15 protein-coding genes and 1 tRNA gene are annotated in these 16,150 nt (G+C 58.6%); 10 read left to right on the top strand and 6 right to left on the bottom strand.

The features are described from left to right. The first annotated feature begins 205 nt into the window (after window positions 1-205). The 3 genes from OHL20_RS14915 to OHL20_RS14905 all read left to right on the top strand — a co-directional run bounded on the left by OHL20_RS14915 (window position 206) and on the right by OHL20_RS14905 (window position 2,787). On the top strand, window positions 206-631 hold the full coding sequence (locus OHL20_RS14915) for a hypothetical protein (protein WP_263383970.1): 426 nt from the start codon (window positions 206-208) through the stop codon (window positions 629-631). After that, the gene (locus tag OHL20_RS14910) at window positions 624-818 is read left to right on the top strand and encodes a helix-turn-helix transcriptional regulator (RefSeq protein WP_263383969.1); all 195 of its coding nucleotides are present in this window, start codon (window positions 624-626) and stop codon (window positions 816-818) included. The genes OHL20_RS14915 and OHL20_RS14910 overlap by 8 nt, the downstream gene beginning before the upstream one ends. 418 nt (window positions 819-1,236) lie before the next feature. Beyond that, complete coding sequence (locus tag OHL20_RS14905) at window positions 1,237-2,787, top strand: hypothetical protein (protein WP_263383968.1); 1,551 nt, start codon at window positions 1,237-1,239, stop codon at window positions 2,785-2,787. 316 nt (window positions 2,788-3,103) lie between these two features. Here OHL20_RS14905 and OHL20_RS14900 read toward each other — a convergent pair whose 3' ends face one another. The 4 genes from OHL20_RS14900 to OHL20_RS14885 form a co-directional block, all read right to left on the bottom strand. Continuing rightward, the gene (locus tag OHL20_RS14900) at window positions 3,104-3,283 is read right to left on the bottom strand and encodes a hypothetical protein (protein WP_263383967.1); all 180 of its coding nucleotides are present in this window, start codon (window positions 3,281-3,283) and stop codon (window positions 3,104-3,106) included. A gap of 80 nt (window positions 3,284-3,363) precedes the next feature. Then, window positions 3,364-3,450 (bottom strand) — tRNA-Leu (locus OHL20_RS14895). A 199-nt stretch (window positions 3,451-3,649) separates the two neighbouring features. Continuing rightward, entirely contained in the window at window positions 3,650-5,908 is a 2,259-nt protein-coding gene (locus tag OHL20_RS14890; RefSeq protein ID WP_263383966.1) for a transferrin receptor-like dimerization domain-containing protein, read from the bottom strand. 335 nt (window positions 5,909-6,243) lie between these two features. Further along, window positions 6,244-7,977: an acyl-CoA carboxylase subunit beta gene (locus tag OHL20_RS14885; protein WP_263383965.1), complete on the bottom strand. Its 1,734-nt coding sequence runs from the start codon at window positions 7,975-7,977 to the stop codon at window positions 6,244-6,246. Window positions 7,978-8,028: 51 nt separating this feature from the next. On the opposite strand from OHL20_RS14885, the gene pncA reads away from it, so the two are divergent. Further along, window positions 8,029-8,664, top strand: coding sequence for a bifunctional nicotinamidase/pyrazinamidase (gene pncA / locus OHL20_RS14880; protein ID WP_263383964.1), 636 nt, complete (start codon window positions 8,029-8,031; stop codon window positions 8,662-8,664). Next, the gene (locus OHL20_RS14875) at window positions 8,661-9,011 is read left to right on the top strand and encodes a DUF3592 domain-containing protein (protein ID WP_263383963.1); all 351 of its coding nucleotides are present in this window, start codon (window positions 8,661-8,663) and stop codon (window positions 9,009-9,011) included. Before pncA ends, OHL20_RS14875 begins: the two co-directional genes overlap by 4 nt. Here the strand turns inward: OHL20_RS14875 and OHL20_RS14870 are convergent. Next, the gene (locus OHL20_RS14870) at window positions 9,008-9,619 is read right to left on the bottom strand and encodes an HD domain-containing protein (RefSeq protein ID WP_263383962.1); all 612 of its coding nucleotides are present in this window, start codon (window positions 9,617-9,619) and stop codon (window positions 9,008-9,010) included. The genes OHL20_RS14875 and OHL20_RS14870 overlap by 4 nt on opposite strands. A gap of 185 nt (window positions 9,620-9,804) precedes the next feature. Between OHL20_RS14870 and OHL20_RS14865 the strand changes: the two genes are divergently transcribed. The 5 genes from OHL20_RS14865 (at window position 9,805) to rseP (ending at window position 15,045) form a co-directional block, all read left to right on the top strand. Further along, entirely contained in the window at window positions 9,805-10,338 is a 534-nt protein-coding gene (locus OHL20_RS14865) for a helix-turn-helix domain-containing protein (protein WP_263383961.1), read from the top strand. Between the two features lie 179 nt (window positions 10,339-10,517). Continuing rightward, window positions 10,518-11,441, top strand: coding sequence for an isoprenyl transferase (locus tag OHL20_RS14860; protein ID WP_263383960.1), 924 nt, complete (start codon window positions 10,518-10,520; stop codon window positions 11,439-11,441). 82 nt (window positions 11,442-11,523) lie between these two features. Beyond that, entirely contained in the window at window positions 11,524-12,387 is an 864-nt protein-coding gene (locus tag OHL20_RS14855) for a phosphatidate cytidylyltransferase (protein ID WP_263383959.1), read from the top strand. 51 nt (window positions 12,388-12,438) lie between these two features. Continuing rightward, window positions 12,439-13,635 (top strand): 1-deoxy-D-xylulose-5-phosphate reductoisomerase, encoded by a 1,197-nt coding sequence (gene dxr, locus OHL20_RS14850; RefSeq protein ID WP_263383958.1) that lies wholly within the window; start codon window positions 12,439-12,441, stop codon window positions 13,633-13,635. A gap of 57 nt (window positions 13,636-13,692) precedes the next feature. Next, complete coding sequence (gene rseP / locus OHL20_RS14845; RefSeq protein WP_263383957.1) at window positions 13,693-15,045, top strand: RIP metalloprotease RseP; 1,353 nt, start codon at window positions 13,693-13,695, stop codon at window positions 15,043-15,045. 49 nt (window positions 15,046-15,094) lie between these two features. Here the strand turns inward: rseP and OHL20_RS14840 are convergent, their stop codons facing one another. Beyond that, window positions 15,095-16,072, bottom strand: coding sequence for a DHH family phosphoesterase (locus OHL20_RS14840; protein WP_263383956.1), 978 nt, complete (start codon window positions 16,070-16,072; stop codon window positions 15,095-15,097). Window positions 16,073-16,150: the final 78 nt, after the last annotated feature.

Genomic DNA, 16,150 nt, shown 5'->3' with positions numbered 1-16,150 from the left:
CTGTCAGGCAATGGTGCCCGCGAAACTGCGTCTTCGGAAACATGTTGAAAGTTACTGAATCCATGACTCCAGGAGGCTCCATCCTGCACGACTAAGTGTCGCGCAGTTGAAGGGCAGAGGAAATTTATCAGATATTTAGTAAAGCACCCTTGACATGACAAGGAAGCTTGACGTAAAGTTTGCTTGTCACTAATTGGAGGTGATCATGTTGTTCTTCAAGGCAAATACTAAGGCGTATAAGACGTATCGGCGGGATTCAATGGCGTTGGGCATTGTGTACGGATTGCTCATTTTTCTTTCGGCATGGTGCGTGAAGCATCATGTGCCGGACGGCGTGTTCTGGTTGTACTTCTGGTCCCTGGTGCCAACGATTCCGCTGGTGGGGATGGTGGCTCGGTTGGCGAAGTACCTGAGCGACGAGACGGATGAGTATCAGCGGCTGATGACGATGCAGTCGTTGCTGATTGGCACGGCTGCCCTGTTGATCACGCTGCTGGTCAACGATTTTCTGCGGGCGTTTGCCAAGGCGAGTCCGCTGGAACCATTTGTAGCGTTTGTGATTTTCTGTGCGGCGATGGGGCTGACGAAGATGGTGCAGTGGATCCGGAACCGGGTGCGGGACGATGCATAACCGGCTGAAGGACCTACGCGCGGAGCATGGATGGTCGCAGGCGTTTCTGGCGGAGAAGCTGGAGGTTTCGCGGCAGAGCGTGAATGCGATTGAGACGGGAAAGTACGATCCTTCGCTACCGCTGGCCTTTCGGATTGCAAAGCTGTTCGGCAAGCGGATCGAGGAGGTGTTTCAGTATGGGGAGTGACAGGTTTCATGTTGGGTTCTTCCGGGCGGAGACGGCAACATGTCGTCTCCACCTGAGTGGGATCAGGCGTCGCCGAAAGGGCCGCGGGTTGAACTCGCATTCGCGGTTAACTTCACCCAACGAGAGCTTGAGCTTCTCGCCTTGACGAGGATTCGGTGGTAGGGTATCGCCATGAGGAAGCCGCTTTCATCGAGACGTCGTCGGACAGTTTTGTTGGCAGCGTGTGGAACAATCCTGGCCACTTTTCCGACCCTTGCATTGCTCCCGTTGCGGCAGGCACATCGTCTGAGTGACCCGCCTTACTTCATGGGCACTGGTTTTTGTATAGGACTATCAATCGTTTGCCTGATAGCAGCAATCGCGACGCTGGCGAGCCTCAAATCAACAGGCGCAGACAGCTAATCGAAGGATGCGCGTGATGAGTTCGGCTTTCGTCGAACCCGATGATCCCACACGTCCATGGGGGATCGCTGCGGCGCTGGCCGTCCTGACCTTCGTCCTCTGCTATCTCCGGAACTTTGTCCTCTTCCATACCCCGGTGATGCTTTGGGGAGATCAGCTGCTGTACGCGACCAACGGCGCAAGAATGATCTCTGGGCAGATGCCCTATCGGGATTTTTTCGAGCTGATGCCGGCCGGCACCGACCTCGTCTACACTGTGCTGTTTCATCTTTTCGGCATACGCCTCTGGATTCCGAACCTGTTGATGGACTGCCTTGCCGGTGTCGTGGTTCTGCTTACTACGCTTGCAGCAGGCAGTATTCTGCGCAGCAGATTCGTATGGGCGCCGGGCCTCTTGGCTCTGGGCCTTGGCCTCTTCGGCGGATTGGATGCTACTCATCACTGGTTCAGCACGGTGGCCACCCTTGCCGCTCTTGTGGTCCTGCTCCGTGGGATCGCATTGCCGCGAGTGGCCGTTGGCGGTCTCCTCTGCGGCATCGCTGCCAGTTTTACGCAGAGCAAAGGAGCCCTGGTCACGGCGGGCTTCCTCATCTACGTGGTGTGGCGTTCGCGGCGGTCTGGCGTGCCAAGAAGCACAGCATGGAGGGGATGCGCTGTCCTCTGCGCAACGGCGCTGGCTAGTTTCCTGGCTATCAACGGGTACTACATGCAGCAACTTGGACTTCGAGAGTGGTGGAGATGGGTCGTCCTCTTTCCGCTGCGCTTTTACTCCACCACCCCAGGGCAGGACTGGCGCTCGCCTTTGGTGGATCTCGGCAGCCACCCCGGCCTGCTGAAGTGGGTGGTGGTAATTTACCTCTACCTCGTGGTGCCCCTGGTCTATGCCGTCCTGCTGCTCTCTCCGAAGCTGAAGCGTGCTCCCCCGCAGGTAAGCGATCGGCTCATTCTTATCACGATTATCGGGCTGGCCATGTTCCTCGGCATCGTGCCAAGCCTGTCCATGATGCGGGCCTCGGCTGTATGTTTCCCGGCGACGATTCTTCTCGCGTGGCTCATCGCCCAATCCAGCGGCTGGTACCGGCTGTTTGGCCAGACGACCGTGGCACTATCGTTGGCTATCGCCCTCTTACTGGCGATTAGGCAGCAGGAGAGCCATTGGTACTATCTCGATCTTTCCGCAGGACGTACCGCGATCTCCGATCGTTACAAATACGATCTCTATCTCTGGATGGCCGAACATACGCACTCCGGTGATCCTTACCTCGGCATTGCGGCGATGTCGCTTCCTCTGGGCCTGCAGACTCCGGGTCCTATCCAGGCGCCGGGACCATGGGAGTACTACCGTCCGGAGCACGTTGACCGGTCCATCGCGGCGATGGAGACGTATCGAATTCCTCTGCTGGTGCTGAGCCCGCTGTCGTTTTATGAGGCTTTCCCCAAGGAACGCGGATACGGTGAAAATCACTTCTTTGCCTATGACCAATACATCCGTCAGCACTATCACCGCCTCAAGCAGTTCTCAAACGCTGCTGAAGTATGGCAAAGAAACGACAGATCAGAGCGGTAGCAGGTCTCGAACGGTGACGGGCGATGCGCCTCTCTCCAGAGTGGACCTGCACGAGCGCTGATGCATATCGGAGTTGTCGGAAAGCTGACTTGCGGCAGGCCTACAGGCGTTGCGCATGATCGTTACGCTGCTGAAGCAAGCAAGACCTCCCAAGGCTCTTCGCCTCAGGAGACTTCATCAGAACGATGCGGCAGATACAAAGGGCTTAATCGAATCACAGACGACAATGCAAGGAAGACAGGGATGCCGGAAGACCTGCGTCAAAACATCCTCTGCTTGCCTCGACTTTAGTGTTTGCGGCTTAGCTTGGTTTGCTTTACTGCACTGTCAGAGCGATCGTTGCGGTGTGCATGGTCCCCGTTGCGGTAGCAGTGACGAGGATGTTGGTTGTTCCGGATGATGTTCCTGGGTCGGTGACGACTGGAGCGGGCGAAGACTTTGTCGTGCCTCCGCTGCGCTGTACCGTAACTGTACCGAAGGCCGTTTTGGACGTCACTCGCCCTCAGGACGACAGGTGTCAACCCGCAAGTCAATCGTGTAAGTGTTTATTTTGTGATGTTTAGAATCTAATATTTTTGGTGCCGGGAGGGGGACTTGAACCCCCACAAGGTTGCCCTTGGCGGATTTTGAGTCCGCTGCGTCTGCCGATTCCGCCATCCCGGCTCGTCGTGAGTCGTGCCTCAAGTAGCTTACCGCATCGCAGGACTCGGCTCAAAACTCTTGAAACTGGAATTTGTGGCACGGCCTCGATTCGGCGGGTTGTACAGACAAACTTTGCTGCATACAAACCTACTTGCCGCTCTGCGTGCTTAGGCTCTGAAGTTGACATCACAATTGCGGCAATCAGAATTGTATTCGTGAGCTACTTCGCGCTCGAAGCGATTCCTTCCACGTACGCTGCCTCGTCGTTCAGAGCCTTCGTCACGATCGTCATCTGCTGCTTCGCCTCGTCGTATCGACCTTCTTCAATCGCCTCACGAATACCTGGCATGGTCTTCGCTCCGTATCCCGTGTAGACTCCCGGTGCGTAGAGCACATGCTTCACCCACGGACGTCGTGGCAAGCCTGCCTCACTCGTGAGCTTCCGCTCTGATAATGCAAGGTGTGCGTTGAGGCTTTTACGCGCTTCCGGGGTAAGCGTAATCATGCCTGCTTCTGCCTCGTGGAAGTGAGTCGCAGCTTTGTCCAGCGATGCGATCGAAGCATCGAGGGCGGTGAAGTCATAGTCTGGCGGCGAAGTCAGCGTCACCGGAAGTTCCATCGGCTTCTGAGGATCGGCCATCAGCGCGTACAAGCCCAAATCCATATTGCGCTTCTGGGTTGCCGCATCGCGCTGCATCGTCTTTATCAAAGCCTTCAGCTCCGTGCTGTAGCCACGCACGGTCTCCGTCAGGATCGTAAAGTCATAGGGCAACACATCGGCATCGGCTACTCGCATCACGAGTGTGCCTGCTGTCTGGGCCATCGTTGGTCCGTAGAGTGCGTCCTTGTCGCCGAAGTGCTCGATAAACCAAGGCGTGTCGTAGGCTGAGTGATAGGTTCCGCTGCTATCCTCGCCGCCGAAGCCAAGGTTGACCGAAGCGATGCCGAGGTGATCGATGAAGGTCGCGAAGTCTGATCCACTGCCAATTGCGCCGAGCGAGAGCGTTGCGCGCTTCAACACGTCAGCGCGGCTTGCTCCGCCTTCTGTTGCTGCGCCGCGACCGCCCATCAGCCTGGCCGCTTGCTGGCGCTTCCAGATGGAGGTTTTGGTCTCTGGATCTGTGATGTCCTTCGCGACATCGTTGATCACCTGCTCGAGCGCGTGCGATCCACCTGCGTTGAAGAAGCCGCGGTTGTTCTCGTCCGAGTTGATGTAGAGCGCTGCGTGCTTGTTCAGTTCATCCGCGTGTGTTTCTGCCCATTCGGTCGATCCGATGAGACCTGGCTCTTCACCGTCCCATGCGGCGTAGATCAATGTTCGCTTCGGCTTCCAGCCCTGCTTCGCCAGTTCTCCGAGTGACCTCGCCTCTTCCAGCAGCGCCGCCTGGCCCGAGATTGGATCATCTGCTCCGTTTACCCAACCGTCGTAGTGGTTGCCGCGGACGATCCATACATCGGGCTCTTCTGAGCCTTTCATGGTCGCGATCACGTCCAGCACGGGACGAGTGTCCCAGTTGAATGTGGCTTTGAGGTGGACCTTCGCTGTACCTGGACCGAAGTGATAGGTGATTGGCAACGCTCCGCGCCATGCGGCTGGAACGACGCGACCGTCGAGCGACGAGAGTAGAGGGAGCGCATCGCCGTAGCCGATTGGCAGAACCGGGATCTTCATGATCACCGGTGAGTCCTCGATCTTGAGCCGCTTCGCTCCGGGGACCGAGCCGATTCCGGGCGTTAGCGGATCGCCTGCAAACATCGTCGTATCGCTCACGCTGCCGCGCTGAATACCGTCTGCGTTGCGCATCGGGCCTTTTGGCAGCACATCGCCTTTTCCGTAACCATCGTCGAGCGGATCGGAGTAGATGATGCAGCCGACAGCGCCTTGTTCGTAGGCGAGCTTCGGCTTGAGTCCGCGCCAACCACCGCCATAACGCGTGATGACGATGGCTCCTTTGACGGAGATGCCGTTGCGGCGAAGCTCCTCGTAATCGGCTGGAAGGCCGAAGTTGGCGTAGATCAGCGGGGCGGTTACATCGCCATCGGCCGAGTAGATGTTGTAGCCGGGAAGCTGATCGGCGCGATCCTTCGTGTAGGGATCGCCTGGAAGTGGAGGCTCGTCGAGCTTTGCCTTGTACGGAGTTGGACCCAGTAGTTCGATGACGCGCTCTTTGGGCGTGGGAAAGAGCACGTCGAACTGCTCGATGTGCGCGTCCCAACCCCAGGATTTGTACTGTGACATGACCCATTCTGCGTTCTTGCGCTGATAGGGCGAACCGACGTGATGCGGATGCGCTGCGAGGTGTTCCATGTTGTCGTGAATCCGTTTGGCCTCGGGAAGGGCGCGGAACTTCTTCTCCCATTGCTGCTCGGTACTTGAGGTTGCGGCACTGAAGCCGAGCAATGCGGGAGTCGAGGTTTCCTGGGCCAGCAATAGAGACGAAAGGCCAAGCGTAAGAGCCACAGCAACAGTACGGCGCATAATCCTCCTGAAAGGGAGCAGATAGTTGGAGATCAAATCGGGGTCTGAAGTAAGAATACGCATGAGGCGACGGGAAAGCCGCAGCGATTCAACTTCGACCTTTCTTGTGGTCACGTGTTCGTCCGTGCACACCCTCTTTGAGGCTGGCTTCGAGGTACCCCCTCCCCCCGTACCTGAAGTACGAAAGTCTTCAAAACAGGTGGGTTAGGTTCGGACTTAGGTGTGCCGAAGTACGGCTAAGTACGAGGCATGAGCGGGCACTGAGAGAGTGGAGGCCCTTGGTGGGGTCTCGATTTGTCAAATAGTTGCCGACGGAAATGTGGAGGTGCCTACGCTCAGGTTTGCAGAACGCCTGGGTTGAACTTCGCCACCTCGGGGTTCAGCGCACAGGCTTCGAGCGTCGTCATCAGGATCGAGCGGGTCTCGGCTGGATCGATCATGGCGTCGATCCAGCCGCGTGCTGCGCCGTAACGTGGGTCAGCCTGTGCCTCATACTTTGCGCGAATTTCATCGTAAAGAGCTTTGCGCTCGTCGTCTGAGATGGTCTTGCCGCCTCGCTCCATCTGCTTCACGCGAATCTCGACAAGCGTGTTCGCCGCGCTGGCTCCGCTCATGACCGCGTAACGCGCTGTGGGCCACGCGAAGATGAAACGGGGATCGTAGGCCTTGCCACACATGGCATAGTGTCCGGCACCGAAGCTGCCGCCGACGATGACGGTGATCTTCGGCACGACGCTGGTCGAGACAGCCGAGACCATCTTTGCCCCGGCACGAATGATGCCCGACCATTCGGCATCCTTACCGACCATGAAGCCGTTGACGTCGTGTAGAAAGATCAGTGGGATGAGGCCCTGGTTGCAGTCCATGATGAAACGGGCGGCCTTCTGGGCACTTTCGGTATAGATGACACCGCCGAACTCTGTCCGCTTCGTACCGGCTTGCGGACCCATGGCGACGGTCTGCGACTGGTTTGTCTTCTGGTTGGCGACGATACCGACGGCGTGGCCGCCGATCCGCGCGTAGCCGCAGAGTAGCGTTCGACCGAAGTCCGCCTTGTACTCATCGAACTCGCTCCGGTCGACAAGACGGGCAATCACTTCGTGCATGTCGTAGATGTTGCTTGCGCCGGGTATTGGGTCGATGAGGCTGTAGAGATCCTCTGCGTCATACTTCGGGGCGTCTGCGACCGCGTCATACGGGATCACGCTGAAGGGAGACTTTTGCGGGCCGCCTAGTTTACCGACCAGCGACCGCAAGCGTTCGAGACAGGCTTGGTCGGTTGGCTCCTTGAAGTCGACCGTGCCCGAGATCTCGGCGTGCATCGCGGCGCCGCCCAGATCTTCAGCCGGAGTCTTCTGGCCGATGGCCGCCTGCACCAAGGCTGGCCCGGCGAGGAAGAGTCCTGAGCCTTCGGTCATGAGCACCGTATCGGTCATGACCGGCAGGTAAGCTCCACCGGCGACGCACATGCCCATGATTGCGGTGATCTGCGGGATGCCCTGCGCGCTCATGACGGCGTTGTTCCGGAAGACCCGCCCGAAGTCGTCGGCATCGGGAAAGACCTCGTCCTGGAGCGGAAGGAAGACGCCTGCCGAATCTACCAGGTAAAGCGTTGGTATGTGGTTTTCCAGAGCAATGGTCTGCGCGCGCAACACCTTCTTGGCGGTTGCGGGAAAGAATGCTCCAGCCTTCACGGTGGCGTCGTTTGCCACGATCATGCAGAGGCGGCCGCCGACTCGTCCAATCCCCGCGACAACTCCCGCTGCCGGTGCCCCGCCCCACTCGGCGTACATGCCATGAGCGGCATATAGACCAAGTTCGAGGAAGCTGGAGCCCTCGTCGAGCAACAAGGCCAGCCGCTCGCGGGCCGTAAGCCTTCCCTTCGCCCGCTGCGCATCGGCAGCCTTTGCGCCGCCGCCAAGCTGGATGGCCGCCTGCTCCTGCTGCATTGCCGAGAGCAGGGCGCGGAGAGCGTCGTGGTTCGCTCGACACTTTGGCGCGTCAAGCTGGAGCCTGCTTTCGATCACAGAGCGCATCGTCCTGGTTGTCGTCTTCGTTTCGTCGGTCATCCGTACCTCAGAGCACGCCAGCTTAGCACGATACAGTGTCATACTGGCGGCATGGATCGGCTCGCCGCTACTGACGCTCTTCTCATCATCGACGTTCAGAACGACTTCTGTCCCGGCGGCGCGCTGGCGATTGCCGATGGGGATGCTGTCGTGCCGATTATCAACCGGCTGGCGAAGCGGTTCGACCACGTTCTGCTGACGCAGGACTGGCACCCGGCGGGGCATATTTCCTTTGCGTCGACGCATGACGGACGCGCGGCTTACGAGACGATGGACGCACCGTATGGTCCACAGGCGCTGTGGCCCGATCATTGCTTGCAGGGTTCGGCCGGAGCTGCGTTTCACCCTGCTCTCGACGTGACGAGGGCTGAGCTGATTTTGCGAAAGGGCTTCCGGGTGGATATCGATTCTTACTCCGCGTTTCTGGAGAACGATCACAGTACGGTGACCGGTCTGGCAGGCTACCTGCAGGAACGGGGATTACGACGACTCTTCCTCTGCGGTCTTGCCTATGACTTCTGCGTGCGGTTCTCGGCCATGGATGGGAAGGCGGCTGGCTTTGAGACGATTGTGATTGAGGATGCCTGCCGCGCAGTCGATCTACCGGGATCGGTGGACGAAACCAATGCAGCTCTAGCGTCGGCAGGCATTGTGAAGATCAAATCTGCTGAGTTGCTTGCCCTGTGAAGACGCCGGAGGTTCCCTGGCTGGAGACGCAGGCGGTTGTCACCGCATGCACGTACCAGTTTGCGCGGATGAACACACTGACGCTTGGCTTCGCGACGGACAGCGGGCCATTTCGGATCAGCTTCAGCTACTATGCGCATGGCAAGACTTACAACGATACGTTTACTGCTCCGAAGTACATGGAGCAGGGCGCGGCGTTTCCGGTCTCGTACAACCCGCTGAACCCGCAGGAGAATTCGAAGTCTGCGGCTACACCGACGACTGGGATGCCGCTGTTCGCCATTGGGATCGCGGGGAGCGTTGTGCTTTCGCTGCTCTACCTGGCGCTGCTGCGTGGGTGTAACTAGGCAGTGCCTCCGCTGAGACCTAGTTCGGCGGCGTGGGACTGCATGGCGCGGAGACAGTTGTCGATATGCTGCTCGACCGGAATACCGAGTAGCGCTGCGCCTTCGGTGATGTCTTCTCGGTTGACCGCGCGGGCGAATGCCTTGTCTTTCATCTTCTTGAGGACGCCCTTCGCCTCGACGTCCATGATGGACTTTGTCGGCTTCACCAGCGCGCAGGCTGTGAGGAAGCCGGCGAGTTCGTCGCAGGCGAAGAGTGCCTTGTCGAGGTGTGACTCGCGCGGCGTGCCCGAGTAATCGGCGTGGGCGAGGATCGCATGCAGGATCTCCTCGGGCCAGCCCTGCTGCCGCAGGAAGGTGACGCCGACAAACGGATGCTCTTCGAGCGACGGATGCCGCTCGTAGTCCATATCGTGCAGCAGGCCGGCGGCGGCGTACCGGTCGGCTAGTTCCTCAGCCTGAGGGCTGGTGAGTCCAAGCTGATTCGCCTCGAGGACACCATAGGATTCCGTGCATACCGAGACGGCAAGGGCGTGCTTGCGGAGACTTTCGCCCTTCGTCCACTCTTCGAGGAGGCTCAATGCCCTCTCCCGTGAAAACTGCTCGCTCATAGACAACTCCTTCCAGCAAGTTACTACCTTGGTTCCACTTCGGGTTTCTCAGGCAATTCGATAATAATCAACGGGTTTCCCCTTGACTCTTCAGTTACCCAGTGTCACTCTAGGCACATCGCATCTGTCCGTTATCGGACGTGCGACACGGTCCTTGCTCTGGGTCCGTCCGCTACATACAACTTATGGCAACCATGATGGCGTCCGTCGAGCAACGTGAAGTACTGCGTTGTGACAAGTGCAACCTGGTGCAGTTTCGCACGGCAAATGTACTGTGCCGTCGCTGCCACAAATCCCTCGAGGTCGAGGTCCCGGAGCCGACCCCTTCTCCCCTGATGCTTGTTCCCGCTCAGCCGGCAGCCGTCGAAGGCTTGCAGGTGGCGACTGCTGTGCGTGATCTGCGCCATGTGCGCAATCTTTCACAGCGTCAGCTTGCGGCGCGGATGGGCGTTCCCCGCACCTATATCTCCAAGATTGAGAATGGCAAGGCGATGCCGACGCTGTCCTCGCTTGATCGCCTGGCCCGTGCGCTACAGGTGGATATTTCGGCCCTGCTGCGCGATGCGACCACGCGTCACCACGATGAAACTGCGGTTCTGATGGCCGATCCCTTCCTTGCGGAGATTGCGATGTATACCTCGCAGCTTGACGATCTGCAGCGGTCGATCTTCCTGAACCATGTTCGCGAGCTTGCTGCGGGTCATCGTCGGACTGCTTAGATCATTCGTTCTGTGTGCAGGTACACATAACGAATGGTTTGGGCGGCGGAAGCTGCTTTCACGCAAGATTAAGCTCTCGCGCGGTAAACTGAAGATCGCGTCTAGCCACTGTCCCCTCCGATTGATTGCGGAGCGGATAATGGTGTGCTAGCGTCAGTTCTTCAGTCTTTGAGGTCGCTTTGCGCGCAAACTCCCCGAGCCGCGTCCATGAACTCTCTCCCGAGGAGCAGAGTGTCTACCGGCAGCTTGATCCCGCCAAGATTCCGCAGCACGTTGCCATCATCATGGACGGCAACGGGCGCTGGGCTGGCAAGCGCATGCTCAAACGCTTCCTCGGCCACCAACAAGGTGCGGAGTCTGTACAGTTTGTTGTCGAGACAGCGTCGCGTATCGACCTGCCCTGGCTGACGCTCTATGCCTTCTCGCTTGAGAACAACCTGCGGCGGCCGAAGTCCGAGGTCAGCTTTCTGATGAAGCTGCTTCGTAACTATTTGACCGGCAACGTGCAGCGAATGAACGATAACAACGTTCGCATGGCGTACATCGGTCGCACGCACGAGCTGCCGACCGAGGTTCAGGACACGATGCAGTGGGCGTCCGAGGCTACGGCAAAGAATACCGGCACGACCCTGACTTTGGCGTTAAACTACGGCTCGCGCTCGGAGATTGTCGACTCGACGCGTGCCCTGCTTACTTCGTTGATTGAAGAGGCGCACCGGCGCGGCTGTTCGCTTGAAGACCTGCTGCAGGTTGATGGGCTTGAATCCCGTGTCGACGAGCACCACCTTAGCGGGGGACTTTACACGGCGCATATGCCTGATCCGGATCTGGTTATTCGGACGTCCGGGGAGCAGCGCATCTCGAACTTCCTGCTGTGGCAGATTGCGTATTCGGAGATCTTCATTACGGATCGTCTGTGGCCGGACTTTCGGGGGCTGCACCTGCTTGAGGCGATCGCCAACTATCAGCGGCGCGAGCGGCGATTCGGTGGCCTCGGCGATGCGTTTACGGACGAGGACCTCAGCAATCTCGAACCGGCAGAAGAGGTTGCGGCGGAGATCAAAGATCACCTTACCGCAGGCCCAGTGCTGACACGGCCTTGATTGATGCGTCTTGGCGGATGAGGTACTACGACGAAGTGGGAACGGGTGGACCCCTTTGTCCGTATATCCTGTCTGAGCCCTTATGAAACGCATTCTGACCGCTGTTGTCCTGATTGTTGCTGTCTTCGCTCTCATCTTCTTCGGCAAGCTCTGGATGATTACGCTGTGCGCAGCGATCGTTGCTGAGCTGGCCGCCTACGAATATCTACAGCTTGCTTCGGTCGGCGCTCGAAAGCACGGAGCGACGCTTCGCATCCCCATCTGGTGGATGGCGCTTGGGACTGCGCTTGCGTTCGTGGTCACGCTGCAGAATTTTCCGGTTGAGGATCAGCTTCCTGTTCTCAGTGCGCTTACCCTCGCGCTCTTTGCATGGAATGGATTTCGTGCGCCACTGATTCAAGTGTTGCCCGACACGGCGCAGGGGCTGTTTGGTCTTCTCTACATCGCCTACCCGTTGACCCTGATTCCACTGATGTGGAACCAGGAAGACGGGCATGCGCTGCTTCTCTTCCTTATGGTGTGCGTCTGGTCTGGCGATATTGCTGCACTTTATGTGGGACGCGCTTTTGGCAAGCACAAGCTGGCGCCGCGACTGAGCCCGGGGAAGACGATCGAGGGAGCGATTGCTTCGGTCGTTGGCAGCGTTCTGGCGGGGATGGCTGTGGTCTGGATTGGCGATGCACTGACGGTGCGCGGCAATATGATTCTGCATATCGCCCAGCCGATCTGGCAGTCGGTGGCGCTCGCCATTTTGTTGAATATTGCTGCGCAGGCGGGTGATTTGCTCGAATCGGCTATCAAGCGCGGTGCCGGAGTTAAGGACTCGGGGACGATGCTGCCGGGGCATGGAGGGATCCTCGACCGCATCGATGCGCTGCTGGTCGCCGCTCCAGTGCTCTGGTACATCCTGTTGATCAAGGACTACTTCGGGCTGGGCCGGTTTTAGCTGCTGATACTTCTTTCCCGTCGATAGCCCAACTCTGCGAAAATAGCCGTTGTGAATGTAAAGAAGTTAGCGATCCTCGGCTCGACCGGTTCCATCGGACACTCCACACTTTCGATCTGCGAGTCGTATCCAGACCGCTACGAAGTTGTCTCTCTCGCTGCAGGACGAAACATCGATGCGGCCTTCGCGCAGTGCCAGCGCTGGCGACCCAGGTTCATCTCTCTTGCCTCGGAAGAGGCTGCACTGGTGCTCGCGGGACGGCTAAGCGAGGCGGGCATTACCGGAATTGAAGTCGGTCATGGGTCGGCAGGAGCAGTTCATGCGGCCACGCTTCCGGAGGTAGATTTTGTTGTGTCGGCCATTGTGGGAGTGGCAGGACTTGAGGCCACGTATGCGGCCATTTGTGCCGGCAAGACGATTGGGCTTGCCAATAAGGAGTGCCTGGTCGCTGCAGGCGAGCTGATTATTGCCGCAGCAAAAAAGCATGGCGTCGCATTGCTGCCGATCGATTCTGAGCACAATGCGGTCCATCAGGCGATGCGTGGGGGAACTCCGGCCGAGGTGCGGCAGGTTTGGCTCACGGCCTCGGGTGGCCCCTTTCGGAATACGCCCGCTCCTGAGTTTGAACATATAACCCCGCAGCAGGCGCTGAAACACCCGACGTGGGTGATGGGTCAACGGATCACCATCGACTCCGCAACCATGATGAATAAGGGGTTTGAGGTGATCGAGGCCTGCCGGCTCTTTGATCTCCCTCCGGCGCGGGTGCGGGTGACGGTACATCCGCAGTCGACGGTCCACTCGCTGGTTGAGTTCGTTGACGGCAGTATTTTGGCCCAGATCTCGGTGACGGATATGCGGCTCCCGATCCTTTACGCGCTTTCGTATCCCGAGCGAGTGCGATCGGACCTGACCTTCGATCTGGCAACCCTCAGTCATCTGGATTTCTCCCAGCCGGACCTGGCAAAGTTTCCCTGCCTGCGACTGGCCTATGAGGCTGCGGCAGTCGGCGGCGAAGCCTGCATTGCCCTGAACGCTGCGGATGAGATCGCTGTAGCGGCCTTTCTGGACCCGGACCCGAGCCGGGCAATCCCATTCATGGGTATCCCGCGTACAATCGAAGAGGTGCTCGCGCACACCTCGGGTGTTCGTCCAACGTCTATCCAGCAGGTGCTGGAGGCCGATCTGGCGGCCCGGGAAGTTGCCCGCGAGGTCATCGTACGTCGGTCGTCAGCCTTGATCCGCTAAGGTACCGAGTTCGCGCTTTACGAGCACCACCAAGCAGCACTGAGGTTTTCGCGCTTTATGTCGACTATTATCGAACTCGCCATCGTTCTTGGCATCATGGTGCTGGTGCATGAATTCGGCCACTTTGCCGTTGCCAAGCTGTGTGGCGTGCGGGTCGAAGTCTTCTCGATCGGCTTCGGCAAGCGGCTCTTTGGTTTTCGCCGTGGCGACACCGACTACCGCCTCTCCCTCCTCCCGCTCGGTGGCTTCGTCAAAATGGCCGGCGATGTTCCTGGTGAGGCGCCATCTGGCGATCCCGGCGAGTTTAATGCTCACCCACGCTGGCAGCGCGTCCTGATCGCGCTTGCGGGGCCGGTCGCCAACTTTATTCTTGCTTTCCTCCTGATGACTGGCGTCTCGATGCTCCATAACGAGGTTGAGGAGTTTCACGACGCGCCGGCACAGACGGACTACGTGCCGCTCAACACCCCCGTCGCGCGTACAGGCATTCACTCGGGCGATCTGATCGTTCACTACGCGACCATCGAGAATCCTACCTGGGATCAGGTCGTGATCCGGTCCATGCTGAATCTGAACCAGACGGTTCCCTTCTCCTATATCCACGATGGCAAGCGGGTCGATACGACGTTGTTCGTCGAGTCGAAGAATGGCGCGGAGAACTTCTCGCCGGACAAGCTTGGTCTGATTCCGAGGATGCAGAGCACGCCGGTCCAGGTCGCTGAGCTGGAATCGAACATGCCTGCCGCTCGCGCAGGGCTCCAGCCGAAGGATCAGATTGCCACGATTGATGGTTTGTCCCTGCATTCGGTACCGGCGCTTCTCGCCTACCTGCAGGATCAGGCTGGCAAGCCGGTCGATTTGAGCATTCTCCGGAGCGGGTCACAGCCGCTGCCAATCAAGATCACTCCTGAACTGGCCAAGTCTTCGGATGGAACCGACCGTTATCGGCTCGGCTTCCTGCCGGTACAGCCACCGGTCAAGGTTGAGAAGCTGCCCCTTGGCAAGGCCATGGCCGCCTCGTACACCGTCAACATGAAGTATGCGACCCTGATCGTCGAGGTGCTTAAAGGCATGTTCACGCGCCATGTGTCGGTGCGCAGCCTGAGCGGCCCAATCGGTATCGGCCAGCAGGTACACCAGGCAGTGGAGATGCCCGGCTGGATGCCGATCATCAGCCTGATGGCCTACATCAGCATCAATCTCGGGATCTTCAACCTGCTGCCGTTCCCTGTTCTCGATGGCGGGATGATCACGATGCTCGGGATCGAAGGCGCGATGCGGCGCGACATCAACCAGGACATCAAGGAGCGCCTGATGCAGGTGGCTATCGTCTGCATCCTGATCTTTGGCGTCCTCGTCATCTTCAACGATCTGTCCAAGCTCTCCATCTTCAGTAAGCTCAAGCCGTAAATCAGGTAGGCAGGTCGCATCGAATCTTCAGACGGGACCTGCCGGAGCCTTATGCTTCCTGAAGCTCTTCGATAATTTCTTTCGCTGCGGCGCGAGCCTGATCTTCGCGATCGGGAGGGAAGCTGATTGCGCCGACACGCGCATGGCCGCCACCACCGTAGCGCTCGCAGATCGCCGCCAGGTTGACGAGTTCGGAGGCTGGAAGTGGTGTCCACGGATTCGTTCCTACAGAGACCTTTGTGCGAAAGCTCGACTTGCTTAAGCCGACGTTGTAGGTGCCGTGCGGGTGCAGATAATACGGGATGAACTTGTTGTAGCCCTCGGTGGGGTGGTCCGTAATGTCGAAGGTGATCACGCCTTTGTGCAGTGAGGCGCGTTCGCGAATCAGTTCGATGGCGTGGCGATGGCGCTCCATCAACGGTCCGAGCGGCTCTTGCACGAATGGCTGGTCGAGGACCTCCTGAAGGCGCATCTCGGTGAGCAGCGGGATGAGTTTCTGGACCAGTGTTTCATCGGGGCTACTCTCAATGACCATCGTGAGCTTCATGGCGGGTTCGCCCATCTCGACTGCCGCCTGTGCGCTCTCGTACTTCGCGCCATCGACGATGTTGGCCCAATGGATCAGCTCGGCCAAGGGTGCGGCATTGAAGCCAAACTTCGCCGTCGCTATGTCGGCGATCAAACTGGTGCAGGAGACGTACGAGGCATCGTAGAACTTGCGGCTCGTCTCGGTGCCGTCGGCCTGGTGCGCTTCGAAGTCGCGCTGGTCTTCGGGAGTGAGGAATGCACTGAGGTGATGGTCGAACCACCAGTTGATTTTGGGGGAGGCCAGGTACTTGAAGTCCACGATGGCGTTCTCACCGGCGACGAAGGCGCTGTCATCGAAGAGGGCTCCGGCGCGATGGACGAGGCCGTAGTAGGAGAAGGTATCGGCTGTTCCAATGCACTCGCGGTGAAAGCGGGTAAAGAGCGAGGCTGAACAGGCACCGTCAAAACAATGATCGTGATAGAAGACGCGGCAGTCCAAGAGAGTATCCCTTCAATACAGCAGCTTGCGCGTTATGAGTCGCGAGCAGCGAATCTCTAAGGATAGACGCACCAGTTG

Origin of the sequence: Granulicella arctica (genome assembly GCF_025685605.1) — a bacterium.
Taxonomy (GTDB): Bacteria; Acidobacteriota; Terriglobia; order Terriglobales; family Acidobacteriaceae; genus Edaphobacter; species Edaphobacter arcticus.
Note: the sequence above shows the minus strand (reverse complement) of the source record. Positions and strands in the feature narration are given on the sequence as shown.